The sequence below is a fragment of the Nocardioides sp. AX2bis genome, assembly GCF_902506435.1.
GTDB lineage: Bacteria > Actinomycetota > Actinomycetes > Propionibacteriales > Nocardioidaceae > Nocardioides.
Map to the genome: position 1 here is coordinate 3,075,964 of NZ_LR733215.1, position 13,940 is coordinate 3,089,903.

The window sequence follows — 13,940 nt, forward strand, 5'->3', positions numbered from 1 at the left end:
TGCATCGTCCCCCATGCCCGGTGACCCGTCCCCCTCCGTCTCAGCCGGCCGTCCGACCTCAGGCGTCGATGACGACCGGGATGATCATCGGCGTGCGGCGGAAGGCGCGCTGCGCCCAGCGGCCGACGTCGCGCCCGATCATCTGCTCCAGGCGGCGGGAGTCCCCGATGCCCTCGGAGGCCGCACGCGCCAGGGTCTTCTCGATCACGGTCACCGCCGGGTCGAAGGCGCGGGGGTCGTGCTCGAAGCCGCGGACCAGGAAGTCCGGCGGGTCGGCGAGCGTGCCGGTGTCGGCGTCGACGATGGCCAGCACCGTCACCACGCCCTCCTCCGCCAGCGTGCGGCGGTCCTTCAGCGTGGCCTCGGTGACCCCGCCGACGACGTTGCCGTCGACGTAGACGTTGCCCGCGGCGACCTTGCCGGTGATCTTGGCCCGGCCCTTGACCAGGTCGATGACCACGCCGTCCTCGGCCAGCACGACGCGGTCGGCGTCCATGCCGGTGCTGATCGCCAGGTCGGCGTTCGCACGCAGGTGGCGGAACTCGCCGTGGACCGGCATCACGTGGCGCGGCTTGACGATGTTGTAGCAGTAGACGAGCTCGCCGGCGCTGGCGTGGCCCGACACGTGCACCTTGGCGTTGCCCTTGTGCACCACGTTGGCGCCCCAGCGGGTCAGGCCGTTGATGACGTTCGAGATCGCGTTCTCGTTGCCGGGGATGACCGAGCTGGCCATCAGGATGGTGTCGCCCTCGCCGACGCGGATCTTGTGGTCGCGGCTGGCCATCCGCGACAGCGCGGCCATCGGCTCGCCCTGCGAGCCGGTGCAGATCAGGGTGGCCTTGTTGGGGGCCATCTTCTCCAGCTGGTCCAGCGGCACGATCAGGTTCGGCGGCACGGTGAGGTAGCCCAGGTCCTGCGCGACGCCCATGTTGCGGACCATGGAGCGGCCCACGAAGGCGACCTTGCGGCCGTACGCGTGGCTCTGGTCCAGCACCTGCTGGATCCGGTGCACGTGGCTGGCGAAGCTGGACACGATCACGCGGCGCGGCGCGGTCCGGAAGACCTGCTCGATCGCGGGGGTCAGGTCGCGCTCGGCGGTGGTGAAGCCGGGGACCTCGGCGTTGGTGGAGTCGGTGAGGAACACGTCGACGCCCTCGTCGCCCAGCCGGGCGAAGCCGCGGAGGTCGGTGATCCGGCGGTCCAGGGGGAACTGGTCCATCTTGAAGTCGCCGGTGTGCAGCACCAGCCCGGCCGAGGTGCGGATCGCGACGGCGAGGCCGTCGGGGATGGAGTGGTTGACCGCGAGGAACTCGAGGTCGAAGGGCCCGTACGTCGTGCCGGTGCGGTCGCCCTCCTTGACCTGGTGCACCTTCGGGACGATCCGGTGCTCCTTCAGCTTCTCCTTGATCAGGGCCAGCGTCAGGCGCGACCCGACCACGGGGATGTCGGCGCGCTCGCGGAGCAGGTAGGGCACCCCGCCGATGTGGTCCTCGTGACCGTGCGTCAGCACGATCGCCTCGATCTTGTCCAGGCGGTCCCGGATCCAGGTGAAGTCCGGGAGGATGACGTCGACGCCGGGCTGGTGCTCCTCGGGGAAGAGCACCCCGCAGTCGACGATGAGCAGCCGGCCGGCCTGCTCGAAGACGGTCATGTTGCGGCCGATCTCGCCGAGGCCGCCGAGGGCGACGATGCGCAGGCCGTCGTTCGGCAGGCGGGGCGGCTTCTGGAGCTCGGGGTGGGGGTGGCTCATGGGTGGTCCGTTCTTCAGCGGTGGGTCGCGGTCTCGTCGGACCGCGGGCGTCGGTGGTGCGGGTTCTCGTCGGTGGTGCTCGTACGGGTCGTGCGGAAGGTCGTGGGCCGCCAGTCTCGCGGCAGCGGCGTGATGGTGCACATCGTGGCGCGGTCCGGGTCGGCGCCGGTCACCGGGGACGTGGCGGTCACCGCCGGCGGGTCGGGCCGGTGGCCAGGTAGACGGTGCAGGACGACGTGCCACCGGTGGCGGCGTTGTCGAAGGTGACCACGTGGGAGGTGGCGTCGGCGAAGGCGGTCGTCATCGACTCCAGCACGGCGGCGTCGGGCGGCTCGTCGGACCACAGCGCCAGCACGCCGGCCGGGTCCAGCAGCGCCGCGACCGCCGCCAGGCCGCCGGGCGAGTAGAAGTCGCCGTGGTCGGGGCGGAGCAGGCGGTCCGGTGCGTGGTCGATGTCGACGAGGACGGCGTCGTACTCGGCGTCGTGGGCACGGGAGCGGACGAGCGCGAAGAAGTCGTCGTGGACCAGGGTGGTGCGCGGGTCCGCGGCCAGGCCGCGGGTGTCGGGGAAGAGGTCGCGCCGGTGCCACTCCACGACGCGTTCGACGGCCTCGACCACCGTGACGTGGGCGACGCGGGGGTCGGCCAGCGCGGTGGCGGCGGTGTAGCCGAGGCCGAGCCCGCCGACGAGCACCCGCAGCGCGTCGCCGGTCAGCGCGCGCAGGGCGATCCGGGCCAGCTCCTCCTCGGTGGCGGTGAACTGGCTGGTCATCAGGAAGTCGTCGTCGAGCTTGACCTCGAAGACCTCGCGGTCGGTCACCCGGTCGTGGCGGCGGCGCAGGCTCACCACGCCCCAGGGCGTCTCGGCGTGGTCCAGCTCCTCGAAGCGGCTGCCGCCCCCACGTCCGGCCATCCGTCGCCCACCTCCCCGGGTCCTGCCTGGCTCCCGACCCTACCCTGACGCGGCGGGAGGGTTTCGGTCCCGAGCGGGCCGGCCGCTAGCCTCGGCCGCCAGGAGAGGCAGCGAGCAGGGGGCGGAGGAGGACGATGGGCACGGAGCAGCGGGCGACCGGGCACAGCCAGATCGGCGAGGTCGCCGCGCGCACCGGGCTGAGCCTGCGCACGATCCGCTACTACGAGGAGGTCGGGCTGGTGCCGCCGTCGGCCCGCTCGACCGGCGGGTTCCGGCTCTACGCGGAGTCGGACGTCGCACGCCTCGAGCTGGTGATGCAGATGAAGCCGCTGGACTTCTCCCTCGACGACATGCGCGACCTGCTCGAGGTCGTCGACGCCCTCGAGCAGCACCCGGCCGGGGCGGAACGGGCCGGCCTGCTCGAGCGGCTGGCGGTCATCCACGCCGCGGCGGAGGAGCGGGTGGCCACCCTGCGCCGCCGCCTGGGTGTGGCCGAGGCCTTCGCCGCCGGCCTCGGGGAACGGCTGGATTCGGGCGGCCCGCTCCCACCGACGTAGATTCGGGGGTGATGTCCACCCACTCCGACTCCCGTCCGCGGCGCACGTTCGCCGTGATCAGCCACCCCGACGCCGGCAAGTCCACCCTGACCGAGGCGCTCGCGCTGCACGCCGAGGTGATCGGCGAGGCCGGGGCCGTGCACGGCAAGGGTCACCGCAAGGCGACGGTCTCGGACTGGATGGACATGGAGAAGGCGCGCGGCATCTCCATCACCTCCGCGGCCCTGCAGTTCGAGTACGAGGGCCACGTGGTCAACCTCGTCGACACCCCCGGCCACGCGGACTTCTCCGAGGACACCTACCGCGTGCTCTCGGCCGTCGACTCCGCGGTGATGCTGGTCGACGCGGCCAAGGGCCTCGAGCCGCAGACCCTGAAGCTCTTCCAGGTCTGCGCGCACCGGGGGATCCCGGTGGTCACCGTGATCAACAAGTGGGACCGCCCCGGCCTCGACCCGTTCGGGCTGATGGACAGCATCCAGCAGCAGATCGGCCTGCGCCCGACCCCGCTGACCTGGCCGGTCGGCGAGGCCGGCGACTTCCGCGGCGTGCTGGACCGCCGCTCGGGCGACTACATCGCCTACACCCGCACCGCCGGCGGCGCGACCAAGGCGCCGGAGAAGCGGATGGACGCGGGCGCCGCACGCGAGTCCGTGGGCGGTCTGTGGGACGAGGCCGAGGAGGGCCACGAGCTGCTCTCGCTCGACGGCGCGGACCACGACCAGGAGACCTTCCTGGCCGGTCGGACCACACCGGTGCTCTTCGGCTCGGCGCTGCAGAACTTCGGCGTCGCGCAGATCCTCGACATCCTGCTCGACCTCGCGCCGCCGCCCGGGCCGACGCCGGCCGTCGACGGCTCGGTGCGCGAGGTCGACGACGACTTCAGCGCCTTCGTCTTCAAGGTGCAGTCCGGCATGAACGCCGCCCACCGCGACCGGCTCGCGTACGCCCGGGTCTGCTCGGGGGTCTTCGAGCGCGGGATGGTCGCCACGCACGCGGCCACGGGCCGCCCCTTCACCACCAAGTACGCCCAGGCCGTCTTCGGCCGCGAGCGCGCCTCGGTCGAGATCGCGCTGCCCGGCGACATCATCGGCCTCGTCAACGCCCACGCGCTCCGGGTCGGCGACACGATCCACGCCGGCCGCTCGGTGACGTACCCGCCGATCGCCAGCTTCGCACCGGAGCACTTCGCGACCGTGGCCGTGACCGACACCGGTCGCTGGAAGCAGTTCCGCAAGGGCATGGAGCAGCTCGACCAGGAGGGCGTCATCCAGGTGCTGCGCTCGGAGCTGCGCGGCGAGCACGCGCCGGTCCTGGCGGCGGTCGGCCCGATGCAGTTCGAGGTGGTGCAGGCCCGCCTCGAGAGCGAGTACCAGGCGCCCGTACGCCTGGAGAACCTGCACTACCAGATGGCGCGGCGCGTCGAGCCCGAGCAGGCCGACGAGGTCGGCGCCCTGCGCGACGTCGAGGTGATGACGCGGACCGACGGCACGCTGCTGGCGCTGTTCCCGGACAAGTGGCGGCTGCAGGCGATCGAGCGGCTCAACCCGCACCTGCGGCTGCACAGCCTGGTCGCCGGGGTGGAGTGAGCAGGACCACCTGCCCGACCGTCCCCGCGGACACCAACCCTTCCCTCACGTCAGGGTAGAGTCGCGCCACGTGAGTGACACCGCCCTGGCCGGGCCCCCTGCCGAGACCCACACCGTGATGGGTGCGCTGCGCCGCCCCGCCGTCCTGCGTCGCGAGGTCGTCGCCGGCCTCGTCGTGGCGCTCGCGCTGATCCCCGAGGCCATCTCGTTCTCGATCATCGCCGGGGTCGACCCCCGGGTCGGCCTGTTCGCGTCCTTCACGATGGCGGTCTCGATCGCCTTCCTCGGCGGCCGCCCCGCGATGATCTCGGCCGCCACCGGCGCCATCGCCCTGGTGATCGCGCCGGTCATGCGCGACTACGGCCTGGACTACCTGGTCGCCACCGTCATCCTGGGCGGGCTGATCCAGGTCGCCATGGCCCTGCTCGGGGTCGCGAGGCTGATGAGGTTCGTGCCGCGCTCGGTGATGGTCGGCTTCGTGAACGCGCTGGCCATCCTCATCTTCACCGCCCAGCTGCCGTACCTGGTCGACGTGCCGTTCCTGGTCTACCCGATGGTCGCCGTCGGCATCGTGGTGATGGTCGGGCTGCCCCGGGTGAGCACCGCCGTGCCCGGCCCGCTGGTCGCGATCGTGCTGCTGACGGCGGTCACCCTCGGCGCCGGCCTCACGCTGCCCGACGTCGGCGACGAGGGCGAGCTGCCCGACAGCCTGCCGTCGCTGTTCCTCCCCGACGTGCCGCTGACGCTGGAGACGCTGCAGATCATCGCCCCGTACGCCCTCGCGATGGCCCTGGTCGGCCTGCTCGAGTCGCTGCTGACCGCCAAGCTGGTCGACGACATCACCGACACCCGCTCCGACAAGACCCGCGAGTCCTGGGGCCAGGGTGCCGCGAACGTGGTCACCGGCTTCTTCGGCGGCATGGGCGGCTGCGCGATGATCGGCCAGACGATGATCAACGTGAAGGCCTCCGGCGCCCGTACCCGGATCTCGACCTTCTGCGCCGGGCTCTTCCTGCTCGTCCTCGTGGTCGGGTTCGGCGACGTCGTGGCCACGATCCCGATGGCCGCCCTGGTCGCGGTGATGGTCATGGTCGCCGTCGGCACCTTCGACTGGCACAGCATCACCCCCGGCACGCTGCGCCGGATGCCCAAGTCGGAGACCCTGGTGATGCTGGTGACCGTCGCGGTCACCGTCACCACCCACAACCTGGCCATCGGCGTGGTCAGCGGCGTGCTCGTCGCGATGGTCCTCTTCGCCCGCCGCGTCGCGCACCTGACGCAGACCCACCGCGAGGTCGTCCAGGACGGCGGCGTCGAGACCGCGGTCTACCGCGTCACCGGGGAGCTGTTCTTCGCCTCGAGCAACGACCTCTACACCCAGTTCGAGTACGCCGACGACCCGCAGCGCGTGGTCATCGACCTCTCCGGGTCCCACGTCTGGGACGCCTCGACCGTGGCCTCCCTCGACGCCATCACCACCAAGTACGGGCGCCGGGGCAAGCAGGTCGAGATCCGCGGCCTCGACGACCACAGCGCCCACCGCCACGACCGCCTCACCGGCCGCCTCTCCGCCCACTAGCCGCACGGGGCCCGACCCCGGCGGTCGCGGAACGGACGCCAGCCACCCGGCGGTCGAGGAACGGACACCAGCCACCCCGGTGGTCGAGGAACGGACACCAGCCACCCCGGTGGTCGAGGAACGGACACCAGCCACCCCGGTGGTCGAGGAGCGAGCGCAGCGAGCGTCACGAGACCCTCTGACCCAGCGGCAGCACTCGCACCCCCGTCACACCGGCAGCTCTCAACTCGCGATCTGGTGCCACCTGCTGGCACCGGACCACGACCCGAGGACCTGGCGCGGTTCGGCTACGCCTTCTGACCGTCGACCTGTGACTTTCACGCACCTGGTGCGTGAAAGTCACAGGTCGAGGTCTCGTGAGGCTCGCTGCGCTCGCTCCTCGACCACCGGGGCTGAGGCTCGCTGCGCTCGCTCCTCGACCACCGGGGCGCCAGCGTCAGCGCCCCATCCCGAAGAACTCCGGGTTCGGCTGGAGGCCGACGAGGTGGGCGAGGCGGTTGGAGGCGGCGAAGAGCGCGGTGATCGAGCCGACGTCCCAGACCTCGTCCTCGCTCAGTCCCGCCGCCCGCGCCGCGGCGACGTCGGCCTCACCGAAGCCGCCGGGGTCGCCGGCCAGGGCGAGGGCCAGGTCGACGATCGCCCGCTGGCGGGGCTCGAGGTCGGCGCCGCGCGGGTGGGTCGCGACGTGGTCGGCCAGCTGCGGGTCCTTGCCCCGGATGCGCAGCACGGCGCCGTGCGCCACCACGCAGTAGAGGCAGTCGTTCAGCCCCGAGGTGGCCACCACCACCAGCTCGCGCTCGGCCTTGGAGAGTCCGTCGTCGGAGTCCATCAGCGCGTCGTGGTAGTCCAGGAACGCCCGCAGCTCGGCCGGCCGGCGGCCCAGCGCTCGGAAGATGTTCGGTACGAACCCGGTCTTCTCGACCAGCGGCTCGAGCCGCTCGCGCAGGTCGTCGGGCAGGTCGGCGACCTCGACGGTGCCGAACCGGCTGACCGGCCGCTCCTGCCGCATCCCGCTCACAGGCCGAGCCGCGCAGCCGTGGTCTCGCGCATCTCGACCTTGCGGACCTTGCCGGTCACGGTCATCGGGAACTCCTCGACGACCATCACGTAGCGGGGGACCTTGAAGTGCGCCAGCCGCCCGTCGCAGAACGCGCGCACGGCCGCCGCGTCGAGCGGCTCGGCACCGGCCTTCATCTTGACCCAGGCGCAGAGCTCCTCGCCGTACTTCTCGTCCGGCACCCCGATCACCTGCACGTCCTCGATGTCGGGGTGGGTGTAGAGGAAGTCCTCCACCTCGCGCGGGTAGACGTTCTCCCCACCGCGGATCACCAGGTCCTTGATCCGCCCGACGATGTTGCAGTAGCCGTCGGGGCGCATCTCGGCCAGGTCCCCGGTGTGCATCCACCCGTCGGCGTCGATGGCCTCCGCGGTCTTCTCCGGCTCCTCCCAGTAGCCGAGCATCACCGAGTAGCCGCGGGTGCACAGCTCCCCGGTCGTCCCCCGGCCGACGGTCTCCCCGGTCGCCGGGTCGACGACCTTGATCTCGAGGTGCGGGTGCACCCGCCCGATCGAGGCCGTACGCCGGTCGAGGTCGTCGTCGGAGCGGGTCTGGCAGGACACCGGGGAGGTCTCCGTCATGCCGTAGGCGATCGAGACCTCGCTCATGTGCATCTCGGCGATGCACCGCTTCATCACCTCGACCGGGCAGATCGAGCCGGCCATGATGCCGGTGCGCAGCGAGGACAGGTCGTGCTCGGCGAAGGTCGGGTGGTTCAGCATCGCGATGAACATGGTCGGCACGCCGTAGACGCCCGTGCACCGCTCGTCGGCGATCGCGCGCAGCGTCGCCTCGGCGTCGAAGCCCGGCGCGGGGATCACCATCGTCGTGCCGTGCGAGGTGCAGCCGAGGTTCGCCATCACCATCCCGAAGCAGTGGTAGAAGGGCACCGGGATGCACAACCGGTCCTCCGGCCCCAGGTTGATCAGCTCGGTGGTGAAGAAGCCGTTGTTCAGGATGTTGCGGTGGCTCAGGGTCGCGCCCTTGGGCCGGCCGGTCGTGCCGGAGGTGTACTGGATGTTGATCGGGTCGCGCGCGTCGAGCGTGGCCATCCGCTCGGCCACTGCCCCGGCCGGGACGTCGGCGCCGTCGGCCAGGAGCGCGTCCCAGTCGTCGGTGTCGACGAAGACCGCCCGCTCGAGCGCGGGGCACTCCCCGCGCACCTGCTCGACCATGCCGCGGTAGTCGCTGGTCTTGAACGACGACGCGGCCAGCAGCAGCCGCATCCCGGACTGGTTCACCGCGAAGGCCAGCTCGTGGGTGCGGTACGCCGGGTTCACGTTGACCAGGACCACGCCGGTCTTGGCGGTGGCGTACTGCGCGATGGTCCACTCGGCGCAGTTCGGCGCCCACATGCCCACCCGGTCGCCGCGCTCGAGCCCGGCGCCGATCAGCCCGCGCGCCAGCGCGTCGACCGCGGCGTCCAGCTCGGTCCAGGTCCAGCGGCGGCCGCTGGCCACCTCCACCAGGGCCTCCGCGTCGGGGTGCGCGCGCACCGTGGCCTCGAAGTTCTCGCCGATGGTGTCCTCCAGGAGCGCAGGCTCGTGGGGGCCGCGGTCGTAGGACGTCTCCGTGCTCATGGGGGGAGGCTAGGCAGCGCGAGACGTGGGTCACACCTCCAAGGGGAGGTTCGACCCTCCCCGGGTCGGACCCGGTGGGGCATCCTGTGCTGTGACCCAGCCCACAGGGGTGTGGTGGAGCAGGAGGAGAAGCGTGACGACGTCGACCGAGATGGTCCTCAGCCGCCTGAGCCCGGCGCTGCCCGCGTGGCGCAGCACCAGCGGGATGGACCTCGCCTTCGGCAGCGTCGTCGACGACCGCACCGGCTCGCTGCAGATCCTGTGCACCCTCGGCACGCGCAGCCGCGCCCTCGACCACCTCGAGATCACCCCGGGCACCGGCCTCGGCGGCAAGGCGCTGGCGCTCTCGCGCCCCACCAGTGTGGGCAACTACGAGAACGCGCGCGGCATCACGCACCACTACGACCACGCCGTGCGCAGCGAGGCCATCGTCACCACGGCCGCCGTCCCGATCATCGTGACCGGCCGGGCCCGGGCCGTGGTCTACCTCGGCAGCACCTCCGAGCTGCCCCTGGGCGACCGGTGGTTCGACAGCCTCGACCCGCTGCGCCGGCGGCTGCAGCACGAGATCCTCGTCGAGGACGAGGTCCAGGCGCGGCTGGCCCAGCTGGAGGCCGCCCAGGCGTCCCTGCGGCCCGACCCCAGCGCCGCCGAGCTCGCCTCGGTGGCCCGGGAGCTGGGCGAGGTGGCCGCCCAGCTCGGCACGTCGGCGATCAGCGCCCAGCTCGACCGGATCCGTCAGCGGCTCGACGGCGGCGCCGCGGTCGACCACGGCATCACCCTGCCCGACGGGTCGTCGCTGACCCGCCGCGAGCTCCAGGTGCTCGTCGAGGCCGCCCGTGGCCTGTCCAACCGCCAGATCGCAGCCAACCTCGGCCTGCTGCCCAACACCGTGAAGTCCTACTTCCAGGACCTGCTGCGCAAGCTCGACTGCGCCAACCGGGTGCAGGCCATCGACCTGGCCCGCCGCGCCGGCTGGATCGACTGAGCCGCCCCGGGTAACGATTCGGGCGTGACCGGGCTCACACCTCTGATCGGAGGTAGGCAGGCGCCTCCGCACCGCCCACTCTCAGCGGACGCAACGCCGCCTGGGACACGTGTCACAGGGGCGGCCTGACGGAGGGACACCCAGTTGAGCGAGCACCCGGGCGTGGACCAGACGCCGCCCGTGCTGTCGATCACGGACCTGGTCACCGGCTACGGCACCAGCACCAGCGTCCTCGACCACGTCGACCTCGCCGTGCGGCCGGGCACGGTCGTGGCGGTCCTGGGCAGCAACGGCGCCGGCAAGTCGACCCTGCTCCGGGCCATCTCCGGCACGCTCGGCATGCACGGCGGCGCGATCCGTTCCGGCTCGATCGAGTTCGAGGGCCAGGCGCTGCACAAGCTCGCCCCCGCCGCGATCACGCGGGCCGGCATCGTGCAGTCCCCCGAGGGCCGCCAGGTCTTCGGCCGGATGACGGTCGAGGAGAACCTCGCGGTCGGCGGCCTGACCACCCCGCGTCCGCGCCGCTCGGCCTCCCGCGACCGCGTCATGGACCTGTTCCCGCGCCTGGCCGAGCGCAGCAAGCAGCGCGCCGGGCTCCTCTCCGGCGGCGAGCAGCAGATGCTGGCCATCGGCAGGGCCCTGATGGCCGAGCCGAAGGTGCTGCTGCTCGACGAGCCCTCCCTCGGTCTGGCGCCGCTGCTGATCGACCAGATCGGCCAGATCGTCACGACGATCAACAGCCAGGGCACGCCGGTCGTGCTGGTCGAGCAGAACGCCGCCATGGCGCTGCGGGTGGCCCACGACGCCGTCGCCCTCGAGGTCGGCCGGGTCGCCATCCGCGGCACCGCGGCCGAGCTCGCCGGGTCCGACGCCGTCAAGGCGCTCTACCTCGGCGGGCACGGCGGCACCGACCACGGCGACGACGAGAACACCGGCGACGACACCGACCACCAGCGGCGTACGGGCCGCCCGACCCTGAGCAGGTGGACCCGATGACCGCCACGACCACGGCCCCCGAGCCGACCGCGGAGGACGTCCCGACGCTGCACGTGGAGGACGTCACCGTCCGCTTCGGGGGCGTCACCGCGCTCGACCACGTCAGCTTCGACGTCCGTCCGGCCACGATCCACGCCGTGATCGGCCCGAACGGCGCCGGCAAGTCGACCTGCTTCAACGTCATCTCCGGCCTCTACAAGGTCAGCGAGGGCACCGTCCGCTTCGGCGACGACGACGTCGTCGGGCGCCGCCCGCACCAGCTGGCGCACCTCGGCATCGGCCGCGCCTTCCAGAACGTCTCGCTGTCGGCGCACACCACGGTCCTCGACACCGTGATGCTCGGGCGCCACGCGCTCACCTCCGGCGGCTTCGTCAGCGCCGGGCTGCGCCTGCCCCGGATGCGGCGCGAGCAGGCCCGGCACGCCGAGCGGGTCGCCGAGATCTGCGCCTTCCTCGGCCTGGGCGACCGGCTGCACCGCCCGGTGACCGAGATGTCGTACGGGGACCAGAAGCGCGTCGACATCGCCCGCGCGGTCGCCACCGAGCCCCGGCTGCTGATGCTCGACGAGCCCGCCGCCGGGATGAACGAGGGCGAGACGCGGGAGATGGCCCGCACCATCACCGACCTGCGCGACGCGCTCGGCATCTCGGTGCTCCTCGTCGAGCACGACATGGCGCTGGTGATGGGGATCGCCGACCACGTCACGGTCCTCGACTTCGGCAAGCGGATCGCCGACGGCACCCCGGCCGAGATCCAGCAGGACCCGGAGGTGATCCGGGCCTACCTCGGCGACATGGCCGCCGAGGGCGTCACCGCCGACGACCTCGACACCCACCACCACGACCACCCGGCCACCTCGGGCCCCACGGAAGGCACCTCGTCGTGACCACCCTGCTCCAGCTCACGGTGAACGGCGCGGGCCGCGGCGCGGTCTACGCGCTGCTCGCCCTCGGCTTCGTCATCATCTTCCGTGCGACCGGGGTGGTGAACTTCGCGCACGGCTCGCTGGTCCTCGCCGGTGGCTACGTCGCCTACCGGTTCTCCGACCAGGGCTTCCTGGTGGCCGGGGTCGCGGGGGTCCTGACCGCGGGCCTGCTCGCGGTCTTCATCGAGCGCGTCCTGGTCGCCCGCAGCCGCAACGCCGACCCGATCGCGCTGGTGCTGCTCACCATCGGCGTCGACGTGATCGTGACCGAGGAGGTCGCCCGGCGCCTCAGCACCGACGCGCCGTTCCTGCGGCCGCCGTGGGCGCAGGAGGTCCTCCGCTTCGGCGAGATCACCGTCCTGGTCGGCCAGCTCGTGGCCCTGGGCACCGGGCTGGTCCTGATCGGTGCGCTGCTGGCGCTCTTCCGCTTCACCGGGTGGGGCCTGAGCATGCGGGCCCAGGCCGAGAACCGGGAGGCGGCCGCCCTGATGGGCGTCCGCAACGCCCAGGTCACCGCCGCCGCCTGGCTGGTCGCCGGGCTCCTGGCGGGGGTCGCGGTCCTCTTCCTGGCCACGCCGGACTTCTCCGGCTCCGGCGTCTCCCGTGCCACCCACTTCCTGGCGCTGGTGGCCTTCCCGGCCGCCATCCTCGGCGGGCTCGACTCCGTCTTCGGCGCGGTGGTCGGCGGGTTCGTCGTCGGGCTCACCGAGGCCTACGCCGCGCAGTACATCGGCTTCGACTTCGCCAAGAGCGCGGTGTTCCTGGTGATGCTCGCCGTCCTCGTCGTCCGCCCGTCCGGCCTGTTCGGCTCCGTGGAGGTGCACCGTGTCTGACACCCAGAAGCCCGACCGACCGACCGCGCCCGCGGCCGCACCGACCGCGACACCGGCCACCGGCCGTACCCGGGCCCTGGTCCGCGTGGTCCTGGGCCTGGCCCTGCTGCTGGTCCTGCTCGCGTTCCCGCTCTACGTCGACGCCACCTGGCTGCGCGTCGGCGAGTTCGTGATGGTCAGCGCGGTCGCCGCGATCGGGTTGACCATGCTGACCGGGCACTGCGGCCAGCTCTCGCTGGGCACACCGTTCTTCATGCTGGTCGGCGCGACGACGTACGCCACGCTGGCCAGCGACCCGGTCGCCGAGTCCGGCCTGGTGGCCCTCGGGTGGCCGCCGCTGCTGGCGCTGCTCGGCGCGATCGTGGTCAGCGGGCTCGCCGGCCTGGCCTTCGCGCCGGTCGCCGGCCGGGTCGGAGGCATCTACCTGTCGGTGGCGACCCTGGCGCTGGTCTACCTCGGCCTCTACCTCGGCCAGCGGTTCTCCGAGCTCACCGGCGGCGCCGCGACCGGCCGCCCCTCCCCCGCCTTCGACGTGCTCGGGTTCTCCTTCACCACCGCCGAGCCGGAGTTCCTGCTGCTCGGCGTGCCGCTCCAGGCCCCCGAACGCACCTGGTACCTCTTCCTGGTCTTCACCGCCATCGCCTTCGTGCTGGCCACCGGCGCCGTGCGCTCCCGCCCGGGCCGCGCCTGGCGCGCCGTGCGGGACAACCCGGCCTCGGCGACCGCGATGGGCGTCGACGTCGCCCGGACCCGGGCCGGCGCGTTCGTGGTCTCCTCGGCCTACGCCGGACTCGCCGGGGTGATGACGATCCAGTGGTTCGGGCTGCTGAAGGCCGACGAGAACGAGTTCGACGGCTCGTGGTCCATCACGGTCGCGATCGGGCTGCTGGCGATGATCATCATCGGCGGCCTCGGCTCGATCACCGGTGCCGTCGTCGGTGCCGCGTTCGTCTCCGGCTTCCCGCTCGCCCTGAACGTGCTCGTCCCCCAGGTCGGCTTCCTGCAGGACCTCACCACCGGCGACGGCGGCTTCACGCCGGTCGTGCTGACCGCCTACGCCTACGGCGCCCTGATCGTCCTGCTCGTGATCTTCGAGCCAGGGGGCCTGGCCGCCATCGCCCGTCGACTCACCCACCGCTTCACGCGCGCCACCACCCGATGAAGAACCCCGAGAG

General features: G+C 72.3%; 13 protein-coding genes. 8 read left to right on the forward strand and 5 right to left on the reverse strand.

The genetic code is table 11. The features are described from left to right. Positions 1-58: 58 nt before the first annotated feature. The 3 genes from GV155_RS14765 to GV155_RS14775 are packed head-to-tail and all read right to left on the reverse strand — an operon-like array spanning position 59 to position 2,663. On the reverse strand, positions 59-1,750 hold the full coding sequence (locus GV155_RS14765; RefSeq protein ID WP_160009151.1) for a ribonuclease J: 1,692 nt from the start codon (positions 1,748-1,750) through the stop codon (positions 59-61). A gap of 14 nt (positions 1,751-1,764) precedes the next feature. Continuing rightward, a complete protein-coding gene (locus GV155_RS14770) occupies positions 1,765-1,941 on the reverse strand; it encodes a hypothetical protein (protein ID WP_160009153.1) in 177 nt (58 codons plus the stop codon). Continuing rightward, entirely contained in the window at positions 1,938-2,663 is a 726-nt protein-coding gene (locus tag GV155_RS14775; protein ID WP_160009155.1) for a spermidine synthase, read from the reverse strand. Before GV155_RS14775 ends, GV155_RS14770 begins: the two co-directional genes overlap by 4 nt. A gap of 134 nt (positions 2,664-2,797) precedes the next feature. Here GV155_RS14775 and GV155_RS14780 point away from each other — a divergent pair, with 134 nt between their 5' ends. The 3 genes from GV155_RS14780 to GV155_RS14790 all read left to right on the forward strand — a co-directional run bounded on the left by GV155_RS14780 (position 2,798) and on the right by GV155_RS14790 (position 6,385). Further along, positions 2,798-3,220 (forward strand): MerR family transcriptional regulator, encoded by a 423-nt coding sequence (locus GV155_RS14780; protein WP_160009157.1) that lies wholly within the window; start codon positions 2,798-2,800, stop codon positions 3,218-3,220. Between the two features lie 11 nt (positions 3,221-3,231). Beyond that, a complete protein-coding gene (locus GV155_RS14785) occupies positions 3,232-4,806 on the forward strand; it encodes a peptide chain release factor 3 (protein ID WP_160009159.1) in 1,575 nt (524 codons plus the stop codon). Positions 4,807-4,876: 70 nt separating this feature from the next. Next, positions 4,877-6,385 carry a SulP family inorganic anion transporter gene (locus GV155_RS14790; protein ID WP_236554342.1) on the forward strand — a complete coding sequence of 503 codons (1,509 nt, stop codon included), beginning with the start codon at positions 4,877-4,879 and terminating at the stop codon, positions 6,383-6,385. Positions 6,386-6,821: 436 nt separating this feature from the next. Here GV155_RS14790 and GV155_RS14795 read toward each other — a convergent pair whose 3' ends face one another. After that, on the reverse strand, positions 6,822-7,394 hold the full coding sequence (locus tag GV155_RS14795) for a peroxidase-related enzyme (protein ID WP_160011406.1): 573 nt from the start codon (positions 7,392-7,394) through the stop codon (positions 6,822-6,824). 5 nt (positions 7,395-7,399) lie between these two features. Then, the gene (locus tag GV155_RS14800) at positions 7,400-9,022 is read right to left on the reverse strand and encodes an AMP-binding protein (RefSeq protein ID WP_160009161.1); all 1,623 of its coding nucleotides are present in this window, start codon (positions 9,020-9,022) and stop codon (positions 7,400-7,402) included. A 133-nt stretch (positions 9,023-9,155) separates the two neighbouring features. Between GV155_RS14800 and GV155_RS14805 the strand changes: the two genes are divergently transcribed. From GV155_RS14805 to GV155_RS14825, 5 genes are all read left to right on the forward strand, one after another. Then, positions 9,156-10,010 carry a helix-turn-helix transcriptional regulator gene (locus GV155_RS14805; protein WP_160009163.1) on the forward strand — a complete coding sequence of 285 codons (855 nt, stop codon included), beginning with the start codon at positions 9,156-9,158 and terminating at the stop codon, positions 10,008-10,010. Between the two features lie 144 nt (positions 10,011-10,154). Then, on the forward strand, positions 10,155-11,006 hold the full coding sequence (locus GV155_RS14810) for an ABC transporter ATP-binding protein (RefSeq protein ID WP_236554343.1): 852 nt from the start codon (positions 10,155-10,157) through the stop codon (positions 11,004-11,006). Continuing rightward, the gene (locus GV155_RS14815) at positions 11,003-11,893 is read left to right on the forward strand and encodes an ABC transporter ATP-binding protein (protein ID WP_160009165.1); all 891 of its coding nucleotides are present in this window, start codon (positions 11,003-11,005) and stop codon (positions 11,891-11,893) included. Before GV155_RS14810 ends, GV155_RS14815 begins: the two co-directional genes overlap by 4 nt. Next, the gene (locus GV155_RS14820; RefSeq protein WP_160009167.1) at positions 11,890-12,765 is read left to right on the forward strand and encodes a branched-chain amino acid ABC transporter permease; all 876 of its coding nucleotides are present in this window, start codon (positions 11,890-11,892) and stop codon (positions 12,763-12,765) included. The genes GV155_RS14815 and GV155_RS14820 overlap by 4 nt, the downstream gene beginning before the upstream one ends. Then, positions 12,758-13,927: a branched-chain amino acid ABC transporter permease gene (locus GV155_RS14825; RefSeq protein ID WP_160009169.1), complete on the forward strand. Its 1,170-nt coding sequence runs from the start codon at positions 12,758-12,760 to the stop codon at positions 13,925-13,927. The genes GV155_RS14820 and GV155_RS14825 overlap by 8 nt, the downstream gene beginning before the upstream one ends. The last annotated feature ends 13 nt before the right edge of the window (positions 13,928-13,940 follow it).

Bases quoted from the DNA above. Each gene is read 5' to 3' on its own strand.
- GV155_RS14765 (WP_160009151.1), bottom strand. From the start codon at position 1,750: ATGAGCCACCCCCACCCCGAGCTCCAGAAGCCGCCCCGCCTGCCGAAC.
- GV155_RS14775 (WP_160009155.1), bottom strand. From the start codon at position 2,663: ATGGCCGGACGTGGGGGCGGCAGCCGCTTCGAGGAGCTGGACCACGCC.
- GV155_RS14780 (WP_160009157.1), top strand. From the start codon at position 2,798: ATGGGCACGGAGCAGCGGGCGACCGGGCACAGCCAGATCGGCGAGGTC.
- GV155_RS14785 (WP_160009159.1), top strand. From the start codon at position 3,232: ATGTCCACCCACTCCGACTCCCGTCCGCGGCGCACGTTCGCCGTGATC.
- GV155_RS14795 (WP_160011406.1), bottom strand. From the start codon at position 7,394: ATGCGGCAGGAGCGGCCGGTCAGCCGGTTCGGCACCGTCGAGGTCGCC.
- GV155_RS14800 (WP_160009161.1), bottom strand. From the start codon at position 9,022: ATGAGCACGGAGACGTCCTACGACCGCGGCCCCCACGAGCCTGCGCTC.
- GV155_RS14815 (WP_160009165.1), top strand. From the start codon at position 11,003: ATGACCGCCACGACCACGGCCCCCGAGCCGACCGCGGAGGACGTCCCG.